Source organism: Bradyrhizobium genosp. A (genome assembly GCF_049949275.1).
In the GTDB taxonomy this organism is placed as follows: Bacteria; Pseudomonadota; Alphaproteobacteria; order Rhizobiales; family Xanthobacteraceae; genus Bradyrhizobium.
On sequence record NZ_CP188196.1, the window covers coordinates 1,610,429 to 1,636,254 of the forward strand.

The window sequence follows — 25,826 nt, forward strand, 5'->3', positions numbered from 1 at the left end:
TCTGCTTCACCCTTAACAGCGGCGGAATAGCGCACATCCCTCAACCGCCGCTAGGGGCCAAAAGCAGAATGCTGCGGGAACTGACTACACGGGTTAGGTGTCCTCGCCGTTCCCGAAATCTGAAACATTATTAGAATAATGCTGCGCCATTTGCTCGCAGCGTCTCACCAGAGAGCCAGCGCGCCTCAGGTGCGCAAAGAAAGGCGACCACATCGGCGATGTCATCTGGCTTAGCGATCCGACCGAATGGGGAGCGCTGGGCAGCCGCCGCGCGCCCGGCTTCGGTGCTGATGCCTAAGTAAAGCTCGGTTTCTGTCGCCCCGGGACAAACGGTATTGACCACGATGCCCCGCTTGCCCAATTCCTTTGCGGCCGCTTGGCCGAATTGCTCCAACGCACCTTTTGTGCCGGCATAGAGCACCGTGTTTTCGTAACCCACTGCGGTCATCGCCGCGGAAATACTCACAATCCGTCCGCCGTCGGCCATTCGCAACGCGGCCTGCTGAATGGCAAAGAACGCGGCCTTAACATTCACGGCAAAGGTCGAGTCGAACTCAGCTTCTGTCACAGAGCTAATAGGCGCGAAACGCGCAACGGCTGCGTTGTTCACCAGGATATCTACTTGACCGAATGCGGCGAGGGTTGCGTCGAACAGCGCCCGCACTGGTGCCTCACCATCCAGCAACGCTTGCACGGCCAGCGCGCGACCTCCCTCAGCCTCGATGGCGGCTACCGTCTCCTTCGCAGCCGTGTGGTTGCGGGCGTAGTTCACGATGACTGACGCGCCTTGGCGACCGAGTGCTTGCGCAATGGCACGCCCAATGCCGCGCCCAGCGCCCGTAATAATAGCGACCTTGCCCGATAGCTTCCCCTTCATGTAGCATTTCCCTTTCCACCAAACGACAGCAGCCGTATGCGCAATCTGCCGACATTACCCTATTTATCCGAAGGGCTGCCGGTTCAACAATACGGCTCAACGCGCTGAGACATCGTGCGAAGTCCGAAAAGGGTCAAAAACCGGTAAAGCTCACCCGAGCAGATGTTTTCCGCTTGGCCATCGGCAGCCGACATTGCCTTTGTGACTACACGTTCTAACGCGACGTCCGTTCGATGAGCGGGCAGCTTTCGAGGATCGTGCCGGGGCGGGCGCCCTCGATGGCGACACAGGGCCGGGTGGGATCGATGGCAAGCGCGTAGCGATCCAGCAGCGCGCTGCGGTCCAGTTCGCCGCGCATGTGCAATTCGCGGAGACCGCCGGGTAGCGGAGCCTTCAACCCGGCGCGGATGCGCTGGTCGAAGATGCCGCCGGGGACGATGGGCACACCGATATCGGCGAGCAGGTAGAAGCGCGACTGGGAGGGGAGCTGCGGCGCGATATAGGCGAGCGGCTTGCCGAGGATGAAGTAGGTCGCGGGCTGATCGAGCTCGTCGGCGATCTTCGGTCGGTAGGTGTCGGACCAGGGGCGATGCCACCAGTCCGCCGGCTGCGACCACAATGCGATCGCGGCTGCAACCGTCAACATCAGCGCGTTCATCGGAACGGGGGACGCCGTCGGCAATGTCGGCCCCGCGCTCGCGGCGAGGCGCGCGAGCAGCAGAACGATGATCGGGCTGCACAACAATTCCAGAACGACCGCGTAGCGCTGGATCGAGAACAGGCCGAGCCACGCGAGGTACGAGACTGCAAACAGCACCACCAGCTGCACGTCACGCCGTGTGAGGATCGCGCGGTCGCGCCTCATGCGCACAAACAGGCCGAGCACGAGCAGGACCGCCGCGACCGCGAAGCGCGCGTCGCGGAACGGATGCTCCGCGCCTCTGTGATCGCCCACCAGCCAGTAGAACGGATAGGCCAGTGCGTCGAGGACGCTGTGAGGCATGAACTGTGCGTCCATCAGATTGACGGCCGCCACCTCGCCTGACTGAAAGACGGCATTGAACAGCGGGAAGATCGGATTGCCGGTGTCGCGCCAGGCGATCAGGCACCATTCGCCACCGGCGAGCGCCGCGCCGACAATCCCGCCGAGTCCAAGCAGGGCAGTCGCCCGAAGCGGACGCGCGGCGGCGAGCACTGCGGCGGCTGCGCCGATCGCGTAGACGACATTGGTCAGCTTCAGCCCGACCGCGGCGCCGATCAGGAGCCCGGCCACCAGATAGCGGACTGCGGGCTGGCGATCCGCAACCAGGATCAGAAGGAAACCGCCGATCACGGGCAAGGCGAGCAGCACGTCGGAAAAGCTCGTGCCCACTTCCGAAAGCGTCATCGGACCCGAGGCCGCGATTGCGACCGCCGCCGCGATCGCAGCGAAGGTCGCGGCCTGGCGCAGGACCAGGCGTGCAAACAGGCACATGAGCGCGAGGTTGAGGCCGTGAATTGCGCCGATGATCATCAGCCCATACGGCGACGGCAGATAGTGCCGGAGGTAATAGACGGGAAAATAGACGATCGGATTGAAGTAGGTTTGAAAGCCCGGTGGGACCGCATCGACGCCATAGCGGCCGTTGAGCACGGCCCAGACATTGTATTCGTGGTAGTTCTGCCAATCCCAGTTGACGTCCTCGCCCATCGCGAAGGTGTAGAGCGCGCCCGCCAGCATCGAGCAGATGACAATGGCGATGGGCGCAAGCGCTTTTCCGCGCAGGTCCATCCTCCATGGTCGCCGCAGGCTTCCGGCAACGGGCGTAGAAATGGCGTCGGGCAACTCAGCAGTGGTTGTCGTGCGCTGCAGCATCAAGCCGCCACGTCTGATGGTCGCAGCCCTTTTTCGAAAACGGGATGCGACGGGGAAAGTACGCTTGGGGGGCGCATTGCCGAATTCCGGTTGATCCCTGTAGGACTATGACCAGCCAGTTAAGGTTGCATGAATCAATGCAGGAACCGGTTGCCTGACGCCTAGGGTTGGCGCGTCCCTTGCGGGCAGCATTCCATTGTCGACCTCGGCGTGGCGCGAGCGATCCATCACGCATTTGCTTCTTGTCATCCCCCCTGAATAGTTGTTCAGTCCTTGCGGGGCGATTTGCATCTACTGCAGTGACGAAGCGTTCGGCCGCGGGCGTGCGGCAGGCGTGTGGGACAGGAAGCGCGCCATGGTTTATCGGCGAACGCATCAAGTGGTGAAGCGCCTTGCGGCTCGGCGCAGCGCCATCCTGGCGGCGGCAAGGGAAGCCGCAGCCGAAGGCGGCATGGCGGCGGTGCAGATCGCGCCGGTTGCTATCAGGGCCAATGTGGCGGCTGGCACCGTCTATCGCTACTTCCCCTCCAAGGCCGAGCTGATCTCCGAATTGATCTCAGAGGTTTCGCGCGATGAGCTCGCGGCGATCCGGCGCGCGGCCGATGCCGCGCCCGGCCCGTCCTCCGCGCTGGCGGCGGCCGTGACCACGGTGGCCGTCCATACGCTGTCGCAGCGCCGGCTGGCCTGGGGCATTTTGGCCGAGCCTGTCGATGTCGATGTCAGCGCCTCACGGCTTGCCAGTCGCCGCGAGATTGCGGGCGAGATCGCCGCGCGGATCGATGCCGCGGTGCGTGCCGGTCATCTGCCGGCGCAGGACACCGCGTTGGCCGCGACCGCGCTGTTGGGCGCGCTGCATGAGGCGCTGGTCGGGCCGCTCGCGCCCGACAATCTGGAAGACCCCGTCAAGATGCGCGATGCAGTGCAGACCGTGACGCTGCTTGCGCTGCGCGCCGTCGGCGTCATGGACGCCCGCGCCCGCGGTCTCGTGGTGCAGCAGACGCTACTGCCGACGACCAAGGCGCTGGTCGGGGCCTGAAAACGCCGGTGCAATGGGGGCCCCTGAGCTGATCGCGTTCAGGTCGTTGCCTGAGCACGTCTTTTCGCAAAACCCGGGCAAAGCAGCCGGACTGGCCGGCTACTGTGCATGGGGTTGTTTTCGCGTTTTTGTTGACCGGGCGCCGGCCGCCTCAGATATTCGCGTCGCCCTCGGGGCCGACGGAGGCGATACGCACCATGTTGGTGGTGCCGGGAATGCCGAGCGGGACGCCGGCGACGATGATCACGCGCTGGCCGGCGCGGACGAAACCGTCGCGGAACGCGATCTGGCCGGCGCGGCTCACCATGTCGTCCTGGTCGCGCGCATCCTCCGCCACCACGCAATGCACGCCCCACACGACGGCGAGCCGGCGGCCGGCCTGGATGTTCGGCGTGATCGCCACGACCGGCGGCTTCGGCCGCTCGCGCGCCACGCGCACGGCGGTCGAGCCCGAGCTGGTCCAGCAGATCAGGGCGGGCAGGTCTAGCGTCTCGGCGATCTGCCGCGCGGCGTCGGCAATGGCGTCGCCCGCGGTGGATTCCGGCGGGGGGCGCTGGGCCGTGATCACTGACCGGTAGATCGGGTCGCGCTCGACCTCCTCACCGATGCGGTTCATGGTCGCGACTGCCTCGACCGGGAATTTGCCGGCCGCCGATTCCGCCGACAGCATGATGGCGTCGGCGCCCTCATAGACGGCGGTGGCGACGTCGGAAACTTCGGCGCGGGTCGGCACCGGCGACTGGATCATCGATTCCAGCATTTGCGTCGCGATCACCACGGGCTTGCCGGCGCGGCGCGCCATGCGCGTCATTTGCTTTTGCAGGCCCGGCACGCGCTCGAGCGGTAATTCGACGCCGAGATCGCCGCGCGCCACCATCAGCGCGTCGGAGGCCTCGATGATGTCGGCAAGGCGGTCGATCGCCTGCGGCTTCTCGATCTTGGCCATCACCGCGGCGCGGCCGCGGATCATCTTCTTGGCCTCGAGCACGTCGTCGGCGCGCTGCACGAAGGACAGCGCAATCCAGTCGATGCCGGTGACCAGGGCGGCTTCGAGGTCGGCGCGGTCCTTCGGCGTCATCGCCGAGACCGGCAGGTCCGTATCCGGAAGGCTGACACCCTTGCGGTCGGACATCTTGCCGCCGACCACGACGCGCGTCACCGCGTGGTCTTTCGTGGTCTCTTCGGCGATCAGCCGCACCTTGCCGTCGTCAAGCAGCAGCGCATGGCCGGGCCTGAGCGCTGCAAGAATCTCAGGGTGGGGAAGGTTGACGCGGTTGGCATCGCCCGGCGTCTTGTCGGAATCCAGCGTGAAGGTCTGGCCGTTCTGGAGCTGGACCGCGCCTTCGGCGAACGCGCCAAGCCGGAGCTTCGGGCCCTGGAGATCGACCAGGATGCCGATCGGGCGGCCGTAGCTGCTCTCGACATTGCGGATCGTCGCCACCAGCTCCCGCATCTTGTCATGCGGGGTGTGGCTCATATTGATGCGGAACACGTCGGCGCCGGCCTCGAACAGGCGGCGGATCATCGCGAGATCCGAGGAGGCAGGTCCGAGGGTCGCGAGAATCTTGATACGGCGAAGACGCCTCATGGCTTATTTCCAGACGGTGGCGAGGGGGCTGGCGGAAGACCAGGCGCGGCGGGGGGCGTACCACCGGGCGGGCTATTGGGCAAACCCGGAACGCCGCCACCGGGGCCGACAGGGCCGGGCATCCCGGGGACACGTTGCTGGGCAGGCTGCTCGTTGGCATCGGTGAGCTGCACCGTCCAGGCCCGCTGCTCGCCGGTATCGACCTCGAAATAGCCGGTCCGGTCATAGCCGCGCGCCAGGCAGTCCTCGGTGCCGCGGATGGTGAATTCCTTGTCGCGCGAGCACATGAAGGCCTGCCCCGACCATTCGCCGCCGCGGTCGTAGTCGATCGCGTAGATGTAATAGTAACGGGCGACCAGCGTTCCCCGCAGCAGCGTCTCACAGGAGCGGGACGAGATGTTCCACCAGCCTTCGGTGGTCCAGCCGTCGGCGTCCTTGTAGCCGAGCGCAATGCCGACCCGGCTCGAGGTGTTGTTGCAGAGCCGGAAATCGGCCGAGGCCGGGCTGGCCCAGAGGCACAACAGGCCAACCACCAGCACCGGGACCAACCGGGCGAGCAGGCGAAGGGGGGAGCGGGGAGATTCGGCGATCATTGTCGCGGAACGTATACCAGATGATTGACGATTTGGCGTAGGGCCGGGGAACTGCCCCTTGGGCTGCTTCGAGGCCGTTTGCGCCGCGATATGGCAAAATCTGTGACAGGACCCCACCTGATCCCGTAAGGGTGACCTCCATCAAGGGGTCAGCCGAGTGACAGCCGAGGGATCCAGCCATGGCAATCGACGACAAAACCAGAACGGAGCTCGAGGCGACCGCTTTCCGGCGTCTGGTCGATCATCTGAAGACGCGGACGGACGTCCAGAACGTGGATCTGATGAACCTGGCCGGCTTCTGCCGCAACTGCCTGTCCAACTGGCTCAAGGACGCCGCTGACGCGCAAGGCGTGAGCTTAAGCAAGGACGAGAGCCGGGAGGCCGTCTACGGCATGCCCTACGAGACCTGGAAATCGAAGTACCAGGGCACGGCGACGCCCGAGCAGCTCGAGGCGATGAAGAAGGTCCATCCCCACAATCACTGACGGGAGGCGCGCGGCTCGAGTCGCACCACACAACTGCTTTCTTCACTCCGTTGCAGGAAAGTGTGGGCGCGCTGTGGACGAGCGCGATGCTTGCTTGAACGCAGTCGGCGCCAACCCTAAGGGTTCTCGCAGCACGCGCGGTGAGGATGCCGGCGTCACCTCGTTTTGCCAGTTCCATTGGGAGTACCAAGATGGCCACCTCCGCCGCCGTCCGCGACGACGAGCCCGCGACGAAATTTGCCAAGGACCAGCTCAAATCCATCATCGAGCGCATCGAGCGGCTGGAGGAAGAGAAGAAGGCGATCTCCGACGACATCCGCGACGTCTACGCCGAGAGCAAGGGCAACGGCTACGACGTCAAGGCGCTGCGCACCATCGTGCGCCTGCGCAAGCAGGACCCCAACGAGCGCGCCGAGGCCGAGACGATTCTCGAGACCTACATGCAGGCGCTGGGAATGATCTGAGGCGCTGAGGCCGCGACGTCACCGGTAGGAGTACCTCGTCCCGCCGCAATTTGCAGCGCACCCAGCTTGGGCAAAAACCGCTCATCTGCTAGAGTGCTCGGTGAAGGGACCGAGCAATGGATGTGCCAGGGCCAGAGCGCAGGCTCGCAGCGGTCCTCGCGGCTGACATGGTCGGCTTTAGTCGGCTCATGGAGGCCGATGAGGCTGGCACGCTCGCGCGCCTCAAGACCCATCGGATCGAGCTCATCGATCCGGCCATTGCCAAAAATCACGGCCGCATCATCAAGACGACGGGCGACGGCATGCTCGTCGAATTCCATAGCGTCGTCGACGCCGTGCTGTGCGCTACTGAAATTCAGAGCCGGATGGGGCGGCGCAATGCCGACGTCCCGCCGCCGCGATGGATGCAATTCCGCGTCGGCATCAATCTAGGCGACGTGATTGTCGACCAGAACGATATTTTCGGCGACGGCGTCAACGTCGCGTCGCGGTTGGAGGCACTGGCCGAGCCTGGAGGGATTTGCATCTCGAGCGCGGTACGCGACCAGCTCGGCCAGCGCCTCGATGGCGTTGCATTCGAGGATATCGGCGAGCAGAACGTCAAGAACATCGTTCGTCCGATCCGCGTCTACCGGATTCGACTGGAGGAGGGGCCGGCGAGCGCAACAGACGGCACGAAGGGCACCGCAAAGGCGACCGGCACGTCGAAGAAGCCGTCCATCGCCGTGCTGCCCTTCGCCAATATGAGCGGCGACCCTGAGCAGGAGTTCTTTGCGGATGGCTTGACCGAAGACATCATCACCGAGCTTTCACGCTTCCGCGACCTGTTGGTGATCTCCCGCAACTCGACCTTTGTGTACAAGGGCAAGGCGGTAAAGGTGCAGGACGTCGGCCGCGAATTCGGCGTCGACTATGTCATTGAGGGCAGTGTGCGAAAGGCCGGAGATCGCGTCCGCGTCACCGTGCAGCTGATCGATGCGGAAACCGACCGGCACATTTGGGCCGAACGCTACGACGGCGAGCTCAAGGACATCTTCGCGATCCAGGACGAGATGACCCGGGCGATCGCCGCCACGTTGCCCGGCCGCGTCGAGGCGGCCACGCACGATCGGGCGAACCGCAAGCCAACGGACAACATGGCGGCTTACGAATGCGTGCTGGCCGCAAAGACCTTACACCATCGCTCCAATCGCGAAGACAATGCGCGGGCGCAACTTCTGCTCGACCGGGCGCTCGAACTCGACGGGAATTATGCTCACGCTCACGCCTGGAAGGCGTGCGTCCTGGGCCAAACCTGGGTCTATAACTGGTGCGCGGATCGCGACGCCACCTTCCAACAGGTTGCTGAAGAGCTGGAGACCGCGCTGGCCCTCGACGATAATGACAGCGACGTCCACCGCATCCTCGCCGCGCTCAATCTGAACCGCGACGACCATGACAAGGCCGCCTACCATCAAGAGCGGGCGCTCGCGCTCAACCCGAACTATGATCTCGTGGTGGTGCAGCAGGGCGAACTGCTGACCTGGCTGGGTCGGCCGGAGGAGGGCATCGACTGGATCAGGAAGGCGATGCGGCTCAACCCGTATCACCCGGAACGCTTCTGGAGCCATCTCGGACGCGCCTATTATTGTGCAGAGAAATACGCCGAAGCCGCCGAGGCTTTCTCACGGATCACGCGGCCCGATCAAACCCACCACGCGTTCCTTGCCGCGATCTTCGCCCAGATGGGCAACGCGGTTGCGGCCGGCGCTCACGCGGCCGAGGTTCTCAAGCGCGAGCCGGCATTTTCAGTGGCCAATCATCTCTCCACCCAGCATTATAAGCGCGACGTTGACCGTCGGCACTACGAGACGGGCCTTCGCGGAGCTGGCCTGCCGGCCTGATCTGGCAGACGCCGGAGACCGATGAGCGATCGAGAGTGAAACCGTGACTGAGCCGCCGTTGCCACGCGAAGTGAGCCGCGTTTTCGACTCCTTCCCGGCGCCGATCGGCAAGCGGCTGCTTCAGGTGCGCGACCTGATTTTCGCGACGGCTGCGGCGCATGACAATGTCGGCCGGCTCACCGAAACGCTGAAATGGGGCGAGCCTGCCTACCTGACTGACGAGACCGGCAGCGGCTCGACAATCCGGCTCGGCCGCCTCAAGGATTCCGAACATGCCGCCATCCTGTTCAACTGCAAGACGACGCTGGTCGACACCTTTCGCGAGCGTTTTCCCGATCAGTTTGAATACCGGCAGACCAGAGCGTTGCTGCTACCGGTGGCGGGCAAGCTACCGAAGCAGGAGCTACCAGTCTGCCTGTCGCTGGCGCTGACGTATCATCTGGACCGGCGGAAGAAGCGCTAACCGCGCTCAGCGCAGCGCGGCGGTGCGCATCACGAACGACGTCGTCTCGAGCTTGGCGGTGGCGCTGCCCGAAAAGCTGTCGCAGGACAAGCCCTGCATGGGATCGTCGACAAAGCCCATCGCGACCACGGTCTGCGGCTTGACGAAATAGGCGCGCATCGCGGCCATATCGAGCTCGCCCATCAGCGTGACTGACATCGCGCGGCTGGCGCTCGGCGACAGCATCGCGATCTTGAGCCAGATGCTCTCGCCTTTGGGTGCGGAGAGCCGGGTCGCGGTGGCGATCATGCCGTCGGTGCTCTTGCCGACGACGGTATTGATCTCGGTGGCCGGCGCGGCGTTGCGGGCTGCGGACACCGGGCGCACGCCGCGCGGGATCGGCGCAGAGGCGGCGACGACGCTGGCGCGGTCGACCGACGAAGCGGAAGCCGGCGCATAGGCCAGTGCCTGATAGGCGGCGTTGGAGACGCTCGCGGTCGGCTGCGGGTCGGAGGCGGCGGCAAGCGCCTGGCGCGCCCTCAGGGCTGCGACCTGGGCGGGCGTCGCCTGCTGCGGCGTGGCGGGTGCATCCCAGAAGCCGCGGGCATTGATGATGTCGGCCGGGGTCTCGGGCTTTCCGTCAGAAGATTTGCCGGCAGCCGGCTTGTCAGCCACGGGCGCGGGCTTCGGCTTGGGCGGCGCAACCAGCTGCGCATCGGCCGAAGCGAGCTGGATCGCAGCGGCGACCGACGGCTTGGCGCGGGGCGTCGGGACCAGATCGGCCGATTTGGCGGCGGCTGCGACAACGGTCGGCGCTGCCGGCTTCTCGGCCACGGCGGGTGCGCCCTCGTCGTCCTCGTCGCTGCTGGCGGGAGCCGACTTGCCCTTGAACAGGGCGGCGAAGAAGCTCGGCTTGCCGGCGGTCGCGGCGTCGTCGCCATTGCCACGCTTCTCGATGTCGGCCTTGGCGAGCTCGTAACCCTTCAGCGGTGTGCCGTCGGTCGGGAGGTGGACCGTGCGGCCGTCAGGGAAGACGCGGACGAGCTGGTCATGCGTCATGCGCGGCCAGTGCCGGATGCTGCCGGTGTCGAGATGCACGAAGGGCGAGCCGGAGGTCGGGTAGAAGCCAACGCCGCCGCGCTGCAAGCGCAGGCCGGCGAAACGGATCTGCTCCAGCGGCACGCCCGGAATGTAGAAGTCCATCGCATGGCCCAGCATGTGCTGGCTGAAGCGCGCCACGCCCGAGGAGCGGCGGCGGAGCATGGCGTTGGTGGCGGGGGAGCGATAGGAGGAGATGATCTGGATCGGCTGCTTGCCGTCGACGTCGCGATAGACTTCCCAGAGAATATCGAAGAGGTGACGGTCCATGACCGTCTCGTCCTGGGTGCGCCAGTCGCGCAGGAAGTGGTTCAGCGTCTTCAGCGCGGCTTCGTCGTAGCGGCCGTCGCGCTTGAAGGTGACGGTAAGATCTTCGCCGGAATGGGTGTGATGGAAGGAAAGCGTCTTGGTTTCGTTCAGCGCGGCGGCGTTATGAACCGAACCGGCAGCCGCCAGCAGCAATACGGAAGCGAGGCCGATCCGGGATCCGGCCTCCACTCCCACATGGGACAACGACAGCACAGCGAATTGGCGTGCGAGACCAGTCAGCACGTTAGAGCCCACCCAGTCGACCAGCGTTCAAAATGGACTCTCCCGCCAACCCCGTTAGCGCGCGAAAGAGGGTGAACGCTTTGTTAAAGCGAGAAGGTTAATTCGAACTTACCTTCCCGCCCCCAAACCAAGTCAGAATACAAACCTAAGCGGCTGAGTGTGGCGAAAAGACGCCCACTGCCCGAACCCGGGTGGCGAATGGTTAACGTTAAACGACCCCATCCATAGGACGGGATCGCTGATTTCATTGAAGAATTTTTGGCGCTGGGCGGGGGCTCAGCGGGTGAATACCCGCTGTTGCTGGGGCCGGCGGCCGATCGGGGCCGGCGGCGGGGTCGGGGCCCCGAACAGCCGCTCGAAGAAGTTCGGGCCCGACGAGCCGAAGCCGCCGCCATTGTTGGCGATCGCCACGCCGGACGGCAGCGTCGTCGCCGGGCGCGAATAACTCGGCTGCGAGCGGGCCACGACGGTCTCGAGATCCTTGCCGCGGCCGTTCTTCAGGATGTTGATCATGGTCGCGTCGCGGCCATAGACGTCCTTGCGGAATTGCAGCTTGCCGCCGTCGTCCACGAACGCGGTCTGGTAGGTGATGTTGACCGGGATCGGTGTCGGGAATTTCAGGTCGACCTCACCCGAGCCGTACATGCTGCGTACGCGCTCCGGCGTGTACTTCTCGCCCGGCAGGGTGATGTTGAGCAGCACGGAGGCGTACTGATCCGGATTCTGCACCCGCATGCAGCCGTGGCTGAAGGCGCGATCCTCCTTGGCGAACAGGTTCTTGTCCGGCGTGTCGTGCTGATAGACCAGGAACTTGTTCGGGAAATTGAAGCGGATGCGGCCGAGCGCGTTGGCTTCGCCGGGCGGTTGCGAGATGTGCACCGAGCCGTCGCGGTTCTGCTCGAGCTTCAGGCCCATGCGCTGAAGCACGGTCGGGTCCTGCTGCAACGCCGGCAGATATTCGCCATAGACGATCGACGGCGGCACGTTCCAGGTCGGGTTGACCGTGATGTACTTCATCGTCTCGGTCAGCAGCGGCGTCGCGTGCTGGCCCGGCTTGCCGGTGACGACGCGGGTGGTCCAGACCTGCTGGCCGCGCTGCATCACCTTCAGCGTGTAGTCGGGAATGTTGAGGATGACGTAGGCGTCGCCCAGCGAGGGCACGCCGAGGTCGCGCGGCAGCCAGCGCCAGCGCTCCATGTTCACCAGCACGGTATCGATCTGCTTGTCGCGCTTCGGGCTGTTCAGCGCCTTCACAGTCTGCGCGTCGAGCACGCCGGTCGCTTTGATCTCGACGCCGTCCTGGAACCTTCGCACGGCTTCGGCGACCGCGGCGTCGTAGTGCGCGTCGCTCGCGTTCTCGGTGATACCGAGCTTGGCGCGGAGTTGCGGCACGCGCGGATCTTCCACGACCACTTCAGCCTGCTTCTTGCCCTTGGCGGGCGTGTACTTCAGTGCCGGGCCGTCGGTGATCTCGATCGCCGGGCCGTCGCCCTGGCCGCGCAGCTGCGCGAGCTTCGCCTTCAGCTCCTTGTAGAGCTTCTGCGGCGGGTTGTAACTGTCGAGTGCGGCGGAGGCGTCTGCTGCCGTCGTGACCTTGGTCAGCACCTCGTTTGGATCGGTCGGATGCTCGGGATAGAGGATGTCGGCGCTGACCTGGGACCAGTGCATGCGACCGCTCTGCGCCTGGCGCGCATAGTCGAACATGCTGGCGGTCAGCTTCAGCTCGGCATCGGCGAGCGCATCGGGCGTCGTGGCGGCGGCGAAATCCGGCACCGGATAGTCGGCGGGATTAAGACCGTCGGACGCTGCATCCTTCAGTCGCGCGATCACGCCCTTGGCTGCGGCCGTCAGGCTGCCAGCTTGCGTCCAGACCGGCGCGAAGTCACGGGCGCCGTAGAACTTCTCGACGGCGGCGCGCTCGTTCTTGCGGTCGAAATGGCGCGAGGTCTTGGCGCTGATGATATCCTTGATCTTGTCGGCGACCGGCTGGTCGGCGGCGGGGACGTTGCTCGCGGCCTTCACGGGCTCGGCGGCCGGGGTCGCTGCTGCCGCCGCAGGTGCCTCGGGGGTGGCCGCCGGTGCTGCTGCGGTATCAGCCTTGGCAGGTTCGGATTTGGCAGGTTCAGATTTGGCGGGCTCGGCCGTCGCGGGTTCGGTCTTGGCCGTCTCAGTCTTGGCCGTCTCGGCCTTCGGAGCGTCGGCTGCCGGCGTGGTGGCGACATCGGACGGCTTGGTCTCGACCTTGTCGGGAGCCGGAGCGGCTTCGGCCTTGGCGGCTTCCTTCGGCGCGTCCTGGACGGTGGCGGTGGTGTCGAGCTTGATGTCGGATGCGGTCGGGGGCGGGACGTTTGCAGGCTCGGGGCGCGGGATCGCGGCTTCGATCGCGAGCTCAGCGGCGCTGCTGCGCGGCTGATCCTGTGCCAGCGCCGAGCCGGCCGATACCGTGAAGAAGGTCGCCGCGACCGTCATCAAGACACGATCGAAGCCTGCACGGTGGTTCAAACAGTCACGCATTGTGTCGCACCCCTTGGGTGAACTGTCCCTCGTGGAACAGCTTTCGTTATCGCCTAATTGATTGAGTTTCGGCTAGACCGCGCCGGCCTCTCAAAAGTTGCACGCCTGCACGCAACGATTCATACGCAGACGATATACAGGCCCCGATTTTGCAGCCAGCGCTAGCCGGGACAATTCACGACAAACTGACTTCAAGAGAGCCTGTTTGCAACGGATTGTGCGGTTTCACCACGCGCTTTTCCCGGTGTCTGTCACTTCCAAGTCACGGTTTGGCTTGCTGTCGAATTTTGCCGTAATTCAACGGGTTGCGGGCGCAATGCCGGGCCGCGCGAACCTCCGTTCGCATGCGGTTCAGTGCGTCTCTTCGCCGCTTTTTCCGCCATGTCCGGGAACCCCGGCTTCGTCGAGTTTGCGGTAGAGCGTGGACCTGCCGATTTTGAGACGACGCGCCACCTCGGACATCTGTCCCCGGTAGTGCGAGATCGCGAAGCGGATGATCTCGTTCTCCATGTCCTCCAATGGTCGGACATCGCCGGTGGGGGTCAACATCGAGAGAGACCCAGCCAGCGGCAGCGGCGCGATTGGTATTTCATTACCTGATACGACGGAGGGTGCCGCGATCGGCTCGATCATCAGCGGCGCGGTCGGAATCTCCGTTGCGGAGTGCGGATGTGAGGCCACCAGCGGGAAATCGTCGAGACCGAGCTGGTCGCCCTCGCTCATCACGACCGCGCGGTAAACAGCGTTTTCGAGCTGGCGGATGTTGCCGGGCCAGTCGAGCTGGGCGAGATGCGCCATGGCCTCGCCGCTGACGCTGGAGATCGGGCGGTTCTCTTCGGCGGCAAAGCGCGCCAGGAAATGCCGCAACAGATACGGGATGTCCTCGCGCCGGGCCCTGAGTGAAGGGATCGTCAGCGGCAGCACGTGCAGGCGGTAGAACAAATCTTCCCGGAAGTGTCCCTGCTTCACCCGGTCCAGCAGCTTGCGATTGGTCGCGGAGATGATGCGGACGTCGACCTTCACGGGCTTGCGGCCGCCGACGGCCTCGACTGCGCCTTCCTGCAGTGCGCGGAGCAATTTGACCTGCGCGGTCAGCGGTAGCTCGCTGACTTCGTCCAGAAACAGCGTGCCGCCATGGGCCTCGATGAACTTGCCGGTATGCCGCTCGGTCGCGCCGGTGAAGGCACCCTTCTCGTGGCCGAACAGGATGGACTCGACGAGATTTTCGGGGATCGCGCCGCAATTGACTGCAACGAAGGGCTTTGCCTTGCGCTCGCCGCTGCCGTGGATGGCGCGTGCGAACATCTCCTTGCCGACGCCGGACTCGCCTTCGATCAGCACCGGGATCGAGGAGTTCGCCGCCTTCTGGGCCGTGCGCATCACGCCCGCCATCGCTTCGGCGCGCGTGATGATGTCGGAGAAAGTCAGCCGGCCCTCGCGGCTGTGACGGATGCGCTGCAATTCGCCTTTGAGTGCGGAGGCGTTGAGCGCGTTGCGCAGAGAAACCTGGAGCCGCTCCAGGCCCACCGGCTTCACCACGAAATCGGCAGCGCCGGCGCGCATCGCCGAGATGACGTTGTCGATGCCGCCATGGGCGGTCTGCACGATGACGGGGACGCTGAGGCCCGCTTCGCGGATTTTCGCCAGCACGCCCATGCCATCGAGGCCGGGCATGACGAGATCGAGGATCACGGCGTCGATAACAGGTGCATCGGGGGCGGTGAGGGCTGCGATCGCGGCGTCGCCGGACTCGACGACGACCGTCTCATAGCCGCATTTCTGCACCATGTTCTCGACCAGACGGCGGGCTACGGCGTCGTCGTCGGCGATCAAAATACTGGCAGCCATGGTGCTCCCCGCACGCTACTACTATCTGTCTCGAATCGGGTCACTCTGGCCGAAGCCGATTAACGCACTCTTAAACCTTGATGCCCCCGCCCGCCGCAGCGTTTGTTGAACACAGGTTTCCCACACAATGACTTCGCGCTCCAAGACTGCACTTCGTAAGCCAGCCACCAAAAAATCCGCTGCCAAAGAATCCGCTGCCAAGAAATCCGCTGTCAAGAAATCTGCTGCCAAGGCAAAACCCTCCGCTAATTCTGCGAGCAAGACAGGCAAGCTTCCGGAGTGGAACCTTGCCGATCTCTATTCCGGGATCGATGCGCCGGAAGTGGCGCGCGATCTCGAAACAATGGATGCCGATTGCGTCGCGTTCGAGACCGACTACAAGGGCAAGCTCGCAACAGGCACAGCAAACGAAGATGGCGGAAAATGGCTCGCGCAAGCCGTGCGACGCTATGAGGCGATTGACGATCTCGCCGGCCGTCTCGGCTCCTATGCCGGCCTCGTCCACGCCGGCGACAGCGTGGACCCTGCGATTTCAAAGTTTTACGGCGACGTCTCCGAGCGGCTGACGGCCGCGTCGACGCATCTTCTGTTCTTCGCGCTCGAGCTCAACCGCGTCGATGACGATATTTTGAACCGCGCAATGCAAGCCGCCGAGCTCGCGCACTACCGTCCGTGGATCGAAGACCTGCGCAAGGAGAAGCCGTATCAGCTCGACGACAAGCTCGAGCAGCTCTTCCTGGAGAAGGCGCAAACCGGCTATTCCGCGTTCAACCGATTGTTCGACCAGACCATCTCCGGCCTGCGCTTCAAGGTCGGCGCCAAAGAGCTCGCGATCGAGCCGACGCTGAACTTCCTGCAGGACCGCGACGGCGCCAAGCGCAAGGCTGCGGCGGAAGCTCTGGCGAAAACCTTCAAGGCCAATGAGCGCACCTTCGCGCTGATCACCAACACGCTCGCCAAGGACAAGGACATCTCCGACCGCTGGCGCGGTTTCAAGGATGTCGCGGACTCCCGCCATTTGAACAATCGCGTCGAGCGCGAGGTGGTGGATGCGCTGGTCGCCTCGGTCCGCGCGGCCTATCCAAAACTGTCGCATCGCTACTACGCGCTGAAGGCGAAGTGGTTCGGCAAGAAGCGGCTGGCCTATTGGGACCGCAACGCACCGCTGCCGTTCGCCGCGACCGATACCATCGGCTGGCCCGATGCGCGAAACATGGTGCTGTCGGCCTATCGCGGCTTCTCGCCAAAAATGGCCGAGATCGCCGAGCGCTTCTTCGCCGACCGCTGGATCGACGCGCCGGTGCGCCCGGGCAAGGCGCCCGGCGCCTTCTCGCATCCGACCACGCCGTCGGCGCACCCTTACGTTCTGATGAACTACCAGGGTAAGCCGCGCGACGTGATGACGCTCGCACATGAGCTCGGCCATGGCGTGCACCAGGTGCTGGCGGCGAAGAACGGCGCGCTGATGGCGCCGACGCCGCTGACGCTGGCCGAGACCGCGAGCGTATTCGGCGAGATGCTCACGTTCAGGCGGTTGTTGGCGCAGACCAAGAGCGCAAAGCAGCGCCAGGCGCTGCTCGCCGGCAAGGTCGAGGACATGATCAATACCGTGGTGCGGCAAATTGCGTTCTATTCGTTCGAGCGCGCCGTCCACACCGAGCGCAAGAACGGCGAGCTCACCGCGACGCGGCTCGGCGAACTCTGGCTGTCGGTGCAGGGCGAGAGCCTGGGGCCGGCGATCGAGATCAAGGCGGGCTACGAGAACTACTGGATGTACATCCCGCACTTCATCCACTCGCCGTTCTATGTCTACGCCTATGCGTTCGGCGATTGCCTCGTGAACTCGCTCTATGCCGTCTACGAGAACGCGGCCGAAGGCTTTGCCGAGCGCTATCTCGACATGCTCGCAGCCGGCGGCACCAAGCATTATTCCGAGCTGCTGCGGCCGTTCGGGCTCGATGCCAAGGATCCGAAATTCTGGGACGGCGGGCTCTCGGTCATCGCCGGGATGATCGACGAGCTGGAGGCGATGGGCTGAAGGGGGACGGGCTCGGCGCGCGCGGAGGTCACGTAAAACATCTGTTGAACCTCCGCTCTGCCTATGTTATACATGTGTATAACACATCGAGATGGCAGGAAGGCCATGAAGATCGAGATCAAGAAGATCGGTAATTCGGATGGTCTGTTGCTGCCTCGCGAGTTGATGCAGCGGCTCGATCTCAAGCGCGGACAGCAACTCCACATCGTGGAATTGCCTGGCGGTGGTTTCCAGCTTCTGCCGTACGATCCCGATTTCGAGCGGACGATGGAAATCGCCGACGAGATCATGGACAAATATCGCGACACTCTCGCTGCGCTAGCGAAGTAAGACCTTGTTCAAATGAGCGAGCCCGAAGAGCCGCTCTGGATCACCTACGAGCAGGCTGTCGCAATTCATGGCCGACAACTCCGCCGTTTCGGCGGTGCGCCGGGATTACGCGACGAAGGCATGTTGCGTTCAGCATTGGAGCGGCCCATCAACAAATGGCGCTATGAGCAGGCGCAGCTCGACGAACTAGCTGCTGCTTACGCATTCGGGCTCGCGAAAAACCACGCATTCGTTGATGGAAACAAGCGCATCGCCTTCCTGGCGATGATGGTCTTCCTGCACCGGAATGCTGTGGCTTTCAGTCCTGATCCAGCAGAAGCAACGACCATCATCCTCTCCCTCGCTGCCGGTGAAGTCAGCGAGCGGAGCCTCGTCCGCTGGATCCGCGATAATCTGGATTCCAAATGAGCCGATTTGCCGGAAAACCGCGCTTCGGTGCCGTTGCCCTGCCCGAAGGTTTAAGGTATCCCAGCCGAAGAATTCGACTTCCGACTGGGGACATTCCATGGCTGACCATAGCGAAGTGGCGTACACCACTGCCGACGGCAACGACTACGTCGCCCACGAGCAGACCTATGAGGGCTTCATCAAGCTGGTGAAGTACGGCACGGCCTCGGTCGCGCTCATCGTGATCCTGATGGCGATCTTCCTGACCTGACTATCGCCGGCTGCATCCGCCAGCGCTGGCGGATGCTTATAAAAATTGCATACAAGCCGGTTCCAAAACCGGTATCCAACGTTGCGGGAGTAACGCTAAGTTTGCGCGCGCTTTTTCCCGCGTCGCCGGAGGGCCTATGAAGATCGCCGTTGCCAAGGAAATCGATCCGTCGGAGCCGCGTGTTGCCGCTTCGCCTGATACGGTGAAGAAGTTCAAGGCGCTGGGCGCCGAGATCGCCGTCGAGCCGGGCGCCGGCCTCAAATCGGGCCTGCCGGATTCCGAGTTCACCGCTGTAGGCGCCACGGTCAGCGCCGATGCGCTTGCTGACGCCGACATCATCATCAAGGTGAAGCGCCCCGAGGCGTCCGAGCTTTCGCAATACAAGCGCGGTGCGCTCGTCATCGCCATCATGGACCCCTATGGCAACGAGGCCGCGCTGAAGACGATCGCCGATGCCGGCGTCTCCGCCTTCGCGATGGAATTGATGCCGCGCATCACCCGCGCGCAGGTGATGGACGTGCTGTCGTCGCAGGCCAACCTCGCCGGCTACCGCGCCGTGATCGAAGGCGCCGAGGCCTTCGGCCGTGCCTTCCCGATGATGATGACCGCCGCCGGCACCGTGCCCGCCGCAAAAGTGTTCGTGATGGGCGTCGGCGTTGCCGGCCTCCAGGCGATCGCGACTGCGCGCCGTCTCGGCGCCATCGTCACTGCGACCGATGTGCGGCCCGCGACCAAGGAGCAGGTCGAATCGCTCGGTGCGAAATTCCTCGCCGTCGAGGACGAGGAGTTCAAGAACGCGCAGACCGCCGGTGGCTACGCCAAGGAGATGTCCAGGGAGTACCAGGCCAAGCAGGCCGCGCTCACCGCCGAGCACATCAAGAAGCAGGACATCGTGATCACGACCGCGCTGATCCCGGGCCGGCCGGCGCCAAAGCTGATTTCGGCCGAGATGGTCAAGTCGATGAAGCCCGGTTCGGTGCTGGTCGATCTCGCCGTCGAGCGCGGCGGCAATGTCGAGGGCGCCAGGGCCGGCGAAGTCGCTGAGGTCGATGGCATCAAGATCGTCGGCTACACCAATGTCGCCGGCCGTGTCGCGGCCTCGGCGTCGAACCTTTACGCGCGTAACCTGTTCAACTTCATCGAAACGATGGTCGACAAGGCCAACAAGACGCTCGCCGTCAACTGGGACGACGAGCTCGTCAAGGCCACCGCGCTGACCAAGGACGGCGCCGTGATCCACCCGAACTTCCAGCCCAAGTCGGCTTGATTGGGCCTAAGGAGAGCCGCCATGGAGCATGCTGCACAACTCGTCGACCCCTTTATCTTCCGGCTGTCGATCTTCGTCCTCGCCGTCTTTGTCGGCTATTTCGTGGTGTGGTCGGTGACGCCTGCGCTGCACACGCCGCTGATGAGCGTGACCAACGCGATCTCCTCGGTGATCGTGGTCGGCGCGCTGCTTGCGGTCGGCGTCGCAAATGTCTCGAGCGGTTCGGGCTGGGCGCGCGGCTTCGGCTTCGTCGCGCTCATCTTCGCTTGCGTGAACATCTTTGGCGGCTTCCTTGTCACCCAGCGCATGCTGGCGATGTACAAGAAGAAGGCGAAGTAAGCGGCCACCTCGGGCTGATGGGATCAATGGGGACCTGAGATGAGCGCTAATCTCTCTGCATTCTTGTATCTCGTGGCGGGGGTGCTGTTCATCCTGTCGCTGCGCGGACTTTCGAGCCCGGCGTCGTCGCGCCAGGGCAATCTGTTCGGCATGATCGGCATGGCGATCGCGGTCGCCACCACGCTGGCGAGCCATCCGCCGGCTGACGGCGTGGCCTGGCTGCTGGTCATCCTCGCGATCGCGATCGGCGGCGGCATCGGTGCGGTGATCGCGCGTCGCGTGCCGATGACGTCGATGCCGGAACTCGTCGCCGCCTTCCACTCGCTGGTCGGCATGGCCGCGGTGCTGGTCGCCGCCGGCGCGTTCTACGCGCCCGAGGCCTTCGACATCGGCACTCCCGGCAACATCCACGCGCAGAGCCTGGTCGAAATGTCGCTCGGCGTCGCCATCGGCGCGCTGACCTTCACCGGCTCGGTGATCGCGTTCCTGAAGCTGTCCGCGCGCATGAGTGGCGCCCCGATCATCCTGCCGTTCCGCCACATCATCAACATCGCGCTCGCGATCGCGCTCGTCGTCTTCATCGTCGGGCTGGTGATGTCGGGCAGCGCGTTCGACTTCTGGATGATCGTCATCCTGGCACTGGCGCTCGGCGTGCTCATGATCATCCCGATCGGCGGCGCCGACATGCCGGTCGTGATCTCGATGCTGAACTCCTACTCGGGTTGGGCCGCGGCCGGCATCGGCTTCACGCTGGGCAACTCCGCGCTGATCATTACCGGCGCACTGGTCGGTTCTTCCGGCGCGATCCTGTCCTACATCATGTGCCACGCGATGAACCGGTCCTTCATCTCGGTCATCCTCGGCGGTTTTGGCGGCGAGACCGCGGCGGCCGGCGGCGGAGCGGGCGGCGAGCAGAAGCCGGCCAAGCTCGGCTCGGCGGACGATGCGGCCTTCATCATGAAGAACGCCTCCAAGGTCATCATCGTGCCCGGCTACGGCATGGCAGTGGCACAGGCCCAGCACGCGCTGCGTGAAATGGGCGATATCCTGAAGAAGGAAGGCGTAGAGGTGAAGTACGCCATTCATCCGGTCGCGGGCCGCATGCCCGGCCACATGAACGTGCTGCTGGCAGAGGCCAACGTGCCCTATGACGAGGTGTTCGAGCTCGAGGACATCAACTCCGAATTCGCGCAGGCCGACATCGCCTTCGTGATCGGCGCCAACGACGTCACCAACCCGGCGGCCGAAGAGGACAAGACCTCGCCGATCTACGGCATGCCCGTGCTCCAGGTCTGGAAGGCCGGCACGGTGATGTTCATCAAGCGGTCACTGGCGTCGGGCTATGCCGGTATCGACAATCCGCTGTTCTACCGCGACAACACCATGATGCTGCTCGGCGACGCCAAGAAGGTCACCGAGAACATCGTCAAGGCGATGTAGCGTCAGGCGGGACCGGCGCGCGTCAATCGGCGCGCCGGCCGATGTGACGGTGTGTGGCTGACGTGAGCTTCCGGCCGATATGACCGTCGTCAGGTGGATCGCTATTATCCTTGCGGTCGGCTATCTCGCCGGCCTCGTGCTGCTCTTTCTCCGGCAGCGCGAGATGGTTTTTCCGATTCCGACCACGGAACGGACGGCACCTGCCGCGGCGGGGTTTACGACGGCCGAAGAACATTTTCTGACGACGTCGGACGGCGAAAAGATCATCGTTTGGCATGTGCCGGCCAAGCCCGGCCACTCCGTGATCGTCTATTTCCACGGTAACGGTGATTTCCTGGCCGGCCGCGTCAACCGCTTCGAGGCGATGACGGCGGACGGCACGGGGCTCATCGCTCTATCCTATCGCGGCTATGCCGGCTCGACCGGCGCGCCAAGCGAACAGGGCATGCTGCGAGATGCCGCGGCTGCTTATGCATTCGCAGCCGCACGCTATGAGACCCAGCGCATCGTCGTGTGGGGATTTTCGATCGGGACGGGCGTCGCGGTGGGGCTTGCGTCCGAGCACCCCGTCGGAAAATTGATCCTTGAAGCACCTTACACGTCAGTGGCCGACGTCGTTGCCCCGCGGTATCGCTTCATTCCGGCTCGCTTCCTGGTGCGGGATCAGTTTCGGTCGGACGAGCGTATCGGCCGCGTCACAGCGCCGCTGCTGATCATGCATGGTACAAACGACCCCGTGATTCCCTTCGCATTCGGCGAGCGGCTGTTCGCACTGGCTCACGAGCCGAAGCGGTTCGTTCGCATTCCAGGCGGTGGCCACGACGATCTCGCCGGCTTCGGTGCCATCGAGATCGCGCGACAATTCATCAACGGCGCTTGAGGGCTGACGGGCGCGATGTTCTCGCGCATAATCGGTGACCCTACCGAAGGAATCCCTGCATGAGTGCACACGAACCGATGCCGCGGTCGTCCTGGATCTTCCCCGCCCTGGCGGTGCTGCTGTTCCTGATCGTCACCGTGACCGGCTACGGCTTCACCCTGTCGCCCGGCGGCGGCCTGTTCGCGGTCGTCCTGCTGGTGATCCTGTTCGGCACCGTGTTCGCGGCCGTGCATCATTCCGAGGTGATCGCGGAGCGGATCGGCGAGCCCTACGGCACGCTGCTGCTGACGCTCGCGGTCACCACCATCGAGGTCGCGCTGATCACCACGATCATGCTCGGCGACAAGCCCGCGCCGGAGCTCGCGCGCGACACCGTCTTCGCGGTGGTGATGATCGTCTGCAACGGCCTCGTCGGCCTCTGCGTCTTCATCGGCGGCCTGCGCTACCGCGAGCAGGGTTTTCAGATCTCTGGCGCCAACGTCTATCTCAGCGTGCTGATTGCAATGGCAACCCTCACGCTGATCATGCCCAACTATACGATGACGACGCCGGGCCCGATCTACTCGACGCTCCAGCTCGGCTTCGTCGATCTCGTGACGATCGTGCTCTATGGCGTGTTCCTCTACACCCAGACCGTCCTGCACAAGGATTACTTCGTCCATGAGAGGGCCGATGGCGAGGGCGGAGAGACCCATTTGCCGGGCAAGATGCTGGGGCTCAGCATCGCGCTGCTGCTGGTCTCGCTGCTGGCCGTCGTTCTCCTCGCCAAGAAATTCTCGCTGGTGGTGGACGCGGTCGCCGACAGGATCGGCGCCCCGCCGGCGTTCGCGGGCCTCCTGGTCGCGCTCCTGATCCTGATGCCGGAGGGCGTTTCCGCGATCGCCGCGGCTCGCAAGAACGACCTCCAGAAGAGCATCAATCTGGCGCTCGGGTCCTCGCTGGCAACCATCGGCCTGACCATTCCGGCGGTCGGGCTCGCCACCTATGTGATCGATCGGCCGCTGGTGCTGGGCCTCAATCCCCAGAACACCGCGCTGCTGTTCCTGACATTCCTGCTGAGCATGCTGACCTTCGGCACCGGCAGGACCAATGTCCTGTTCGGGTTGGTCCATATGGTGGTATTTGCCGTCTACGTGTTCATGGTCTTCGTACCCTGAACCGATTCCCCAGGAGAGTTCCGATGCTTGCCGCCAAGTCCGAGGTTCAGGTCGACAACGACCAAGTCCGGGTGACCGAATGGCGGCTTGCCCCGGGCAGCGCGACCGGGCATCACACTCACGGAATGGACTATGTGATTGTTCCCGTTGTTGCCGGCGAAATGACCATCGTGGCGCCCAACGGAGAGCATTCCAAGGCGCAGCTTGCGGCCGGAAAATCCTATTTCCGCAAAGCCGGCGTCCAACACGACGTACTTAACGAAACCTCAACCGAGATCGTGTTCCTTGAGATTGAGCTGAAGCCGTAAGGCACGCGTAACCTTTGCCATCGATCCGTCGCAGTTGATCCCTTACAATGCCCCAAAGTTCCCGCATCAGATCGCGCGGGGAGTGGCCGAGAAATGCTGAAATACCTCGCTAAAATTTCGATGGATATTTTCCCCTCGGTGCTCGCGACGATCATCGGGGCCTACATCGTTAATCACTACATCAACGCCAGGCCGGCGGCGGATACGCCAGCCGCGGTGGTGGCGCCTGCCGGTGCCGGCAAGAACGGCAAGCCCGCCGATGTGGCCAACCTGCCGACCCCCGGTGTCAAGGCCAAGGGCGTCTCTGAGAAGAGCATTTCCGATAAGAGCGTGTCGGACAAGCCGGCGGCCGAGAAGCCTGCCGAGACCAAGGCTGCGGACGTGGCTCCCGGCGAGGCTTCGCACGGCCGTACTCCGGCGCGTGAGAAGGCGGTCGCCAAATCCTCCTCGGTAGCGTCGACCCCGGCAGCGCCCGCTGCCGCGCCGGTGGTTGAGGCCAATTCAGCGCCGGCTGCGGCTTCCCCGGCCGCGCCCCCCGACGCCAACGATCTGGCGCGAGCCGCCATCGAACGCCTGCGCAAATCGCCTGAAGGCAAGGCCGCTGAGAAGGCCGCCGAGGCCAAATCTGCCGAAACCAAGCCTTTTGAAATCAAGCCTTTTGAAATCAAGCCTTCCGAAATCAGGCCTGCCGAGGCCAAGGCTGCCGAGAGGACGCCGGAGCCTGCGGTGCAGGAAGCATCCCGCATCCCCGAGGCTCCCCGAAACGTGACTGCGGTGCCGTCGACGGTGCGCCCGCTGCCGCCGCCGATCAATGTGTCGACGCCGTCGCCCGACGCTTATGGAAACGGTAGCTCGTCGCAGGCAAATCCCCCCTACACGGCCTCGGTCGGCAACGACAACCCGAATCGGCTGACGCCGCCTGCCGATATTCCGGTGCCGGTGATCGCGCCGCCGCTCGACCTGCGCGCTGATGCAGGCGGCCCCGCGCCGCGGCCCAAGACCAATGTCGCCGACGAAATGCTGTCGGGCATGAAGTCGATGTTCCACGCGGTTTTGCCGAAGAGCGCCACCCCCGACTAGCTCCAGGAGACCGTCAGCCGCCGACGCGGGCCAAGCCGCTGCGGGCGGCGTCATCGCGTGGGCGCAGGCTGACTGCCTTGTTGTAGGACGCCGCGGCCTTGGTCTTGTCGCCCAGCCGCTCATAGGCCTGTCCCCGTGTCGTCCAGACCTGGGCGTTGTGCGGATCGGCCTCTGCGGCCTCATCGAGATCGGCCGCCGCCTCCTTGACCTTGCCGATGGCGAGATAGCTGACGGCGCGGCCGAGCAGCGGCTCGGCCTTCTGCGGATTTAGCCCGCTGGCGGCACCGAAATCGGCGATCGCGAAGTCGTGCTCGTTATTGCCTTGGTAGAGCAGGGCGCGGCCGTAGAGCGCCTGCGCATTGTAGGGATCGAGCGCGACGGCGCGATTGAACTCGTCGAGCGCGGCCTGCGTCTCGCCAGACTTCGCCAGGGCCTGGGCTTTTGCCGTGTGGGCCTGGGCCTCGGTGACGTTGCCGGCGCTGACCGCGCTATCCGGGGCGGCGGCCGCCTTGGGCGCTTCCTGCGGCTTGTCCTTCTCCGGCATCAGCGAGCCGAGATCGAAGGAGCAGCCGCACAGTGCGATCCCCACCAAGGTCAGCGCAAGCGGCTGGCGCCAGATCCGGCGCAAGCGCGCCAAGCCGGGCTCGGGGAAAGGGGAGGCCATCTACGGTTCGCTCGCGCTGGTGCCGCATCTGTAGTGCCCCGTCCCAGAAAGGCACTGCTCACAAAATAATAACGCGGGCCCGGGGCCCGCGTCATTGAAAACTCAGTCCTGCAACTTCGGCAAGATCAGCGCGGTCCGCGCGGACCTGCACCGGGGCCGCTACGGCCGCCACGCTCGCCACCGGGGCCAGCGCCGAACACCGGCTTCGGCTTCATCGGCAGCAGGCCTTCGCGCTGCAGCTTCTTACGGGCCAGCTTGCGCGCGCGGCGCACGGCTTCGGCCTTTTCGCGGGCCTTCTTCTCGGAGGGCTTCTCGTAGTGACCGCGGAGCTTCATCTCGCGGAAAATGCCCTCGCGCTGCATCTTCTTCTTCAGCGCCTTGAGGGCTTGGTCGACATTGTTATCGCGAACGAGAACCTGCACGCGGCATC

General features: G+C 64.4%; 25 protein-coding genes. 16 read left to right on the plus strand and 9 right to left on the minus strand.

The window, feature by feature from the left end:
• Positions 1 to 130 precede the first annotated feature (130 nt).
• Together ACP2YP_RS07525 and ACP2YP_RS07530 are read right to left on the minus strand one after the other, a co-directional pair.
• Positions 131 to 877, minus strand: a complete 747-nt coding sequence (locus ACP2YP_RS07525) for an SDR family oxidoreductase (RefSeq protein WP_426423368.1) — start codon at positions 875 to 877, stop codon at positions 131 to 133.
• A gap of 214 nt (positions 878 to 1,091) precedes the next feature.
• Positions 1,092 to 2,648 carry a glycosyltransferase 87 family protein gene (locus ACP2YP_RS07530; RefSeq protein ID WP_426423370.1) on the minus strand — a complete coding sequence of 519 codons (1,557 nt, stop codon included), beginning with the start codon at positions 2,646 to 2,648 and terminating at the stop codon, positions 1,092 to 1,094.
• A 439-nt stretch (positions 2,649 to 3,087) separates the two neighbouring features.
• Here ACP2YP_RS07530 and ACP2YP_RS07535 point away from each other — a divergent pair, with 439 nt between their 5' ends.
• Entirely contained in the window at positions 3,088 to 3,768 is a 681-nt protein-coding gene (locus ACP2YP_RS07535; protein ID WP_426423371.1) for a helix-turn-helix domain-containing protein, read from the plus strand.
• Between the two features lie 151 nt (positions 3,769 to 3,919).
• Here the strand turns inward: ACP2YP_RS07535 and pyk are convergent, their stop codons facing one another.
• Together pyk and ACP2YP_RS07545 are read right to left on the minus strand one after the other, a co-directional pair.
• A complete protein-coding gene (pyk, locus tag ACP2YP_RS07540) occupies positions 3,920 to 5,356 on the minus strand; it encodes a pyruvate kinase (RefSeq protein ID WP_426423372.1) in 1,437 nt (478 codons plus the stop codon).
• Entirely contained in the window at positions 5,353 to 5,949 is a 597-nt protein-coding gene (locus tag ACP2YP_RS07545) for a DUF1036 domain-containing protein (RefSeq protein ID WP_426423374.1), read from the minus strand. The genes pyk and ACP2YP_RS07545 overlap by 4 nt, the downstream gene beginning before the upstream one ends.
• Positions 5,950 to 6,128: 179 nt before the next feature.
• On the opposite strand from ACP2YP_RS07545, the gene ACP2YP_RS07550 reads away from it, so the two are divergent.
• From ACP2YP_RS07550 to ACP2YP_RS07565, 4 genes are all read left to right on the plus strand, one after another.
• Positions 6,129 to 6,434 carry a DUF1244 domain-containing protein gene (locus tag ACP2YP_RS07550; RefSeq protein ID WP_426423375.1) on the plus strand — a complete coding sequence of 102 codons (306 nt, stop codon included), beginning with the start codon at positions 6,129 to 6,131 and terminating at the stop codon, positions 6,432 to 6,434.
• Between the two features lie 191 nt (positions 6,435 to 6,625).
• Positions 6,626 to 6,898 (plus strand): DUF2312 domain-containing protein, encoded by a 273-nt coding sequence (locus tag ACP2YP_RS07555; RefSeq protein ID WP_008546273.1) that lies wholly within the window; start codon positions 6,626 to 6,628, stop codon positions 6,896 to 6,898.
• A 116-nt stretch (positions 6,899 to 7,014) separates the two neighbouring features.
• Complete coding sequence (locus ACP2YP_RS07560) at positions 7,015 to 8,781, plus strand: adenylate/guanylate cyclase domain-containing protein (protein ID WP_426423376.1); 1,767 nt, start codon at positions 7,015 to 7,017, stop codon at positions 8,779 to 8,781.
• A 43-nt stretch (positions 8,782 to 8,824) separates the two neighbouring features.
• The gene (locus ACP2YP_RS07565) at positions 8,825 to 9,244 is read left to right on the plus strand and encodes a DUF1801 domain-containing protein (RefSeq protein ID WP_426423377.1); all 420 of its coding nucleotides are present in this window, start codon (positions 8,825 to 8,827) and stop codon (positions 9,242 to 9,244) included.
• Between the two features lie 6 nt (positions 9,245 to 9,250).
• Here the strand turns inward: ACP2YP_RS07565 and ACP2YP_RS07570 are convergent, their stop codons facing one another.
• From ACP2YP_RS07570 to ACP2YP_RS07580, 3 genes are all read right to left on the minus strand, one after another.
• A complete protein-coding gene (locus ACP2YP_RS07570; protein ID WP_426423378.1) occupies positions 9,251 to 10,873 on the minus strand; it encodes a DUF882 domain-containing protein in 1,623 nt (540 codons plus the stop codon).
• A 276-nt stretch (positions 10,874 to 11,149) separates the two neighbouring features.
• Positions 11,150 to 13,387 carry a L,D-transpeptidase family protein gene (locus tag ACP2YP_RS07575; RefSeq protein WP_426423379.1) on the minus strand — a complete coding sequence of 746 codons (2,238 nt, stop codon included), beginning with the start codon at positions 13,385 to 13,387 and terminating at the stop codon, positions 11,150 to 11,152.
• A gap of 351 nt (positions 13,388 to 13,738) precedes the next feature.
• Positions 13,739 to 15,235, minus strand: coding sequence for a sigma-54-dependent transcriptional regulator (locus tag ACP2YP_RS07580; RefSeq protein ID WP_426423380.1), 1,497 nt, complete (start codon positions 15,233 to 15,235; stop codon positions 13,739 to 13,741).
• 127 nt (positions 15,236 to 15,362) lie between these two features.
• On the opposite strand from ACP2YP_RS07580, the gene ACP2YP_RS07585 reads away from it, so the two are divergent.
• From ACP2YP_RS07585 to ACP2YP_RS07635, 11 genes are all read left to right on the plus strand, one after another.
• On the plus strand, positions 15,363 to 17,273 hold the full coding sequence (locus ACP2YP_RS07585; RefSeq protein WP_426423382.1) for a M3 family oligoendopeptidase: 1,911 nt from the start codon (positions 15,363 to 15,365) through the stop codon (positions 17,271 to 17,273).
• 105 nt (positions 17,274 to 17,378) lie between these two features.
• The gene (locus tag ACP2YP_RS07590; protein ID WP_027532460.1) at positions 17,379 to 17,603 is read left to right on the plus strand and encodes an AbrB family transcriptional regulator; all 225 of its coding nucleotides are present in this window, start codon (positions 17,379 to 17,381) and stop codon (positions 17,601 to 17,603) included.
• Positions 17,604 to 17,615: 12 nt separating this feature from the next.
• Positions 17,616 to 18,011, plus strand: a complete 396-nt coding sequence (locus ACP2YP_RS07595) for a type II toxin-antitoxin system death-on-curing family toxin (RefSeq protein ID WP_426423383.1) — start codon at positions 17,616 to 17,618, stop codon at positions 18,009 to 18,011.
• A 97-nt stretch (positions 18,012 to 18,108) separates the two neighbouring features.
• Positions 18,109 to 18,261: an aa3-type cytochrome c oxidase subunit IV gene (locus ACP2YP_RS07600; RefSeq protein WP_008136857.1), complete on the plus strand. Its 153-nt coding sequence runs from the start codon at positions 18,109 to 18,111 to the stop codon at positions 18,259 to 18,261.
• 136 nt (positions 18,262 to 18,397) lie between these two features.
• The gene (locus tag ACP2YP_RS07605; protein ID WP_426423385.1) at positions 18,398 to 19,528 is read left to right on the plus strand and encodes a Re/Si-specific NAD(P)(+) transhydrogenase subunit alpha; all 1,131 of its coding nucleotides are present in this window, start codon (positions 18,398 to 18,400) and stop codon (positions 19,526 to 19,528) included.
• Positions 19,529 to 19,549: 21 nt separating this feature from the next.
• Positions 19,550 to 19,867: a proton-translocating transhydrogenase family protein gene (locus ACP2YP_RS07610; RefSeq protein ID WP_426423386.1), complete on the plus strand. Its 318-nt coding sequence runs from the start codon at positions 19,550 to 19,552 to the stop codon at positions 19,865 to 19,867.
• Positions 19,868 to 19,906: 39 nt separating this feature from the next.
• Positions 19,907 to 21,307 carry an NAD(P)(+) transhydrogenase (Re/Si-specific) subunit beta gene (locus ACP2YP_RS07615; protein WP_426423387.1) on the plus strand — a complete coding sequence of 467 codons (1,401 nt, stop codon included), beginning with the start codon at positions 19,907 to 19,909 and terminating at the stop codon, positions 21,305 to 21,307.
• A gap of 79 nt (positions 21,308 to 21,386) precedes the next feature.
• Entirely contained in the window at positions 21,387 to 22,187 is an 801-nt protein-coding gene (locus ACP2YP_RS07620) for an alpha/beta hydrolase (protein ID WP_426423389.1), read from the plus strand.
• A gap of 59 nt (positions 22,188 to 22,246) precedes the next feature.
• Positions 22,247 to 23,344 carry a calcium:proton antiporter gene (locus ACP2YP_RS07625; RefSeq protein WP_426423390.1) on the plus strand — a complete coding sequence of 366 codons (1,098 nt, stop codon included), beginning with the start codon at positions 22,247 to 22,249 and terminating at the stop codon, positions 23,342 to 23,344.
• A gap of 23 nt (positions 23,345 to 23,367) precedes the next feature.
• Positions 23,368 to 23,652 (plus strand): cupin domain-containing protein, encoded by a 285-nt coding sequence (locus ACP2YP_RS07630; protein WP_426423391.1) that lies wholly within the window; start codon positions 23,368 to 23,370, stop codon positions 23,650 to 23,652.
• A gap of 93 nt (positions 23,653 to 23,745) precedes the next feature.
• Positions 23,746 to 24,732 (plus strand): hypothetical protein, encoded by a 987-nt coding sequence (locus ACP2YP_RS07635; RefSeq protein ID WP_426423392.1) that lies wholly within the window; start codon positions 23,746 to 23,748, stop codon positions 24,730 to 24,732.
• A 13-nt stretch (positions 24,733 to 24,745) separates the two neighbouring features.
• Here the strand turns inward: ACP2YP_RS07635 and ACP2YP_RS07640 are convergent, their stop codons facing one another.
• Together ACP2YP_RS07640 and rpsU are read right to left on the minus strand one after the other, a co-directional pair.
• Positions 24,746 to 25,396, minus strand: coding sequence for a tetratricopeptide repeat protein (locus tag ACP2YP_RS07640; protein WP_426423393.1), 651 nt, complete (start codon positions 25,394 to 25,396; stop codon positions 24,746 to 24,748).
• A 125-nt stretch (positions 25,397 to 25,521) separates the two neighbouring features.
• Positions 25,522 to 25,818 carry a 30S ribosomal protein S21 gene (rpsU, locus tag ACP2YP_RS07645; protein ID WP_092291984.1) on the minus strand — a complete coding sequence of 99 codons (297 nt, stop codon included), beginning with the start codon at positions 25,816 to 25,818 and terminating at the stop codon, positions 25,522 to 25,524.
• Positions 25,819 to 25,826: the final 8 nt, after the last annotated feature.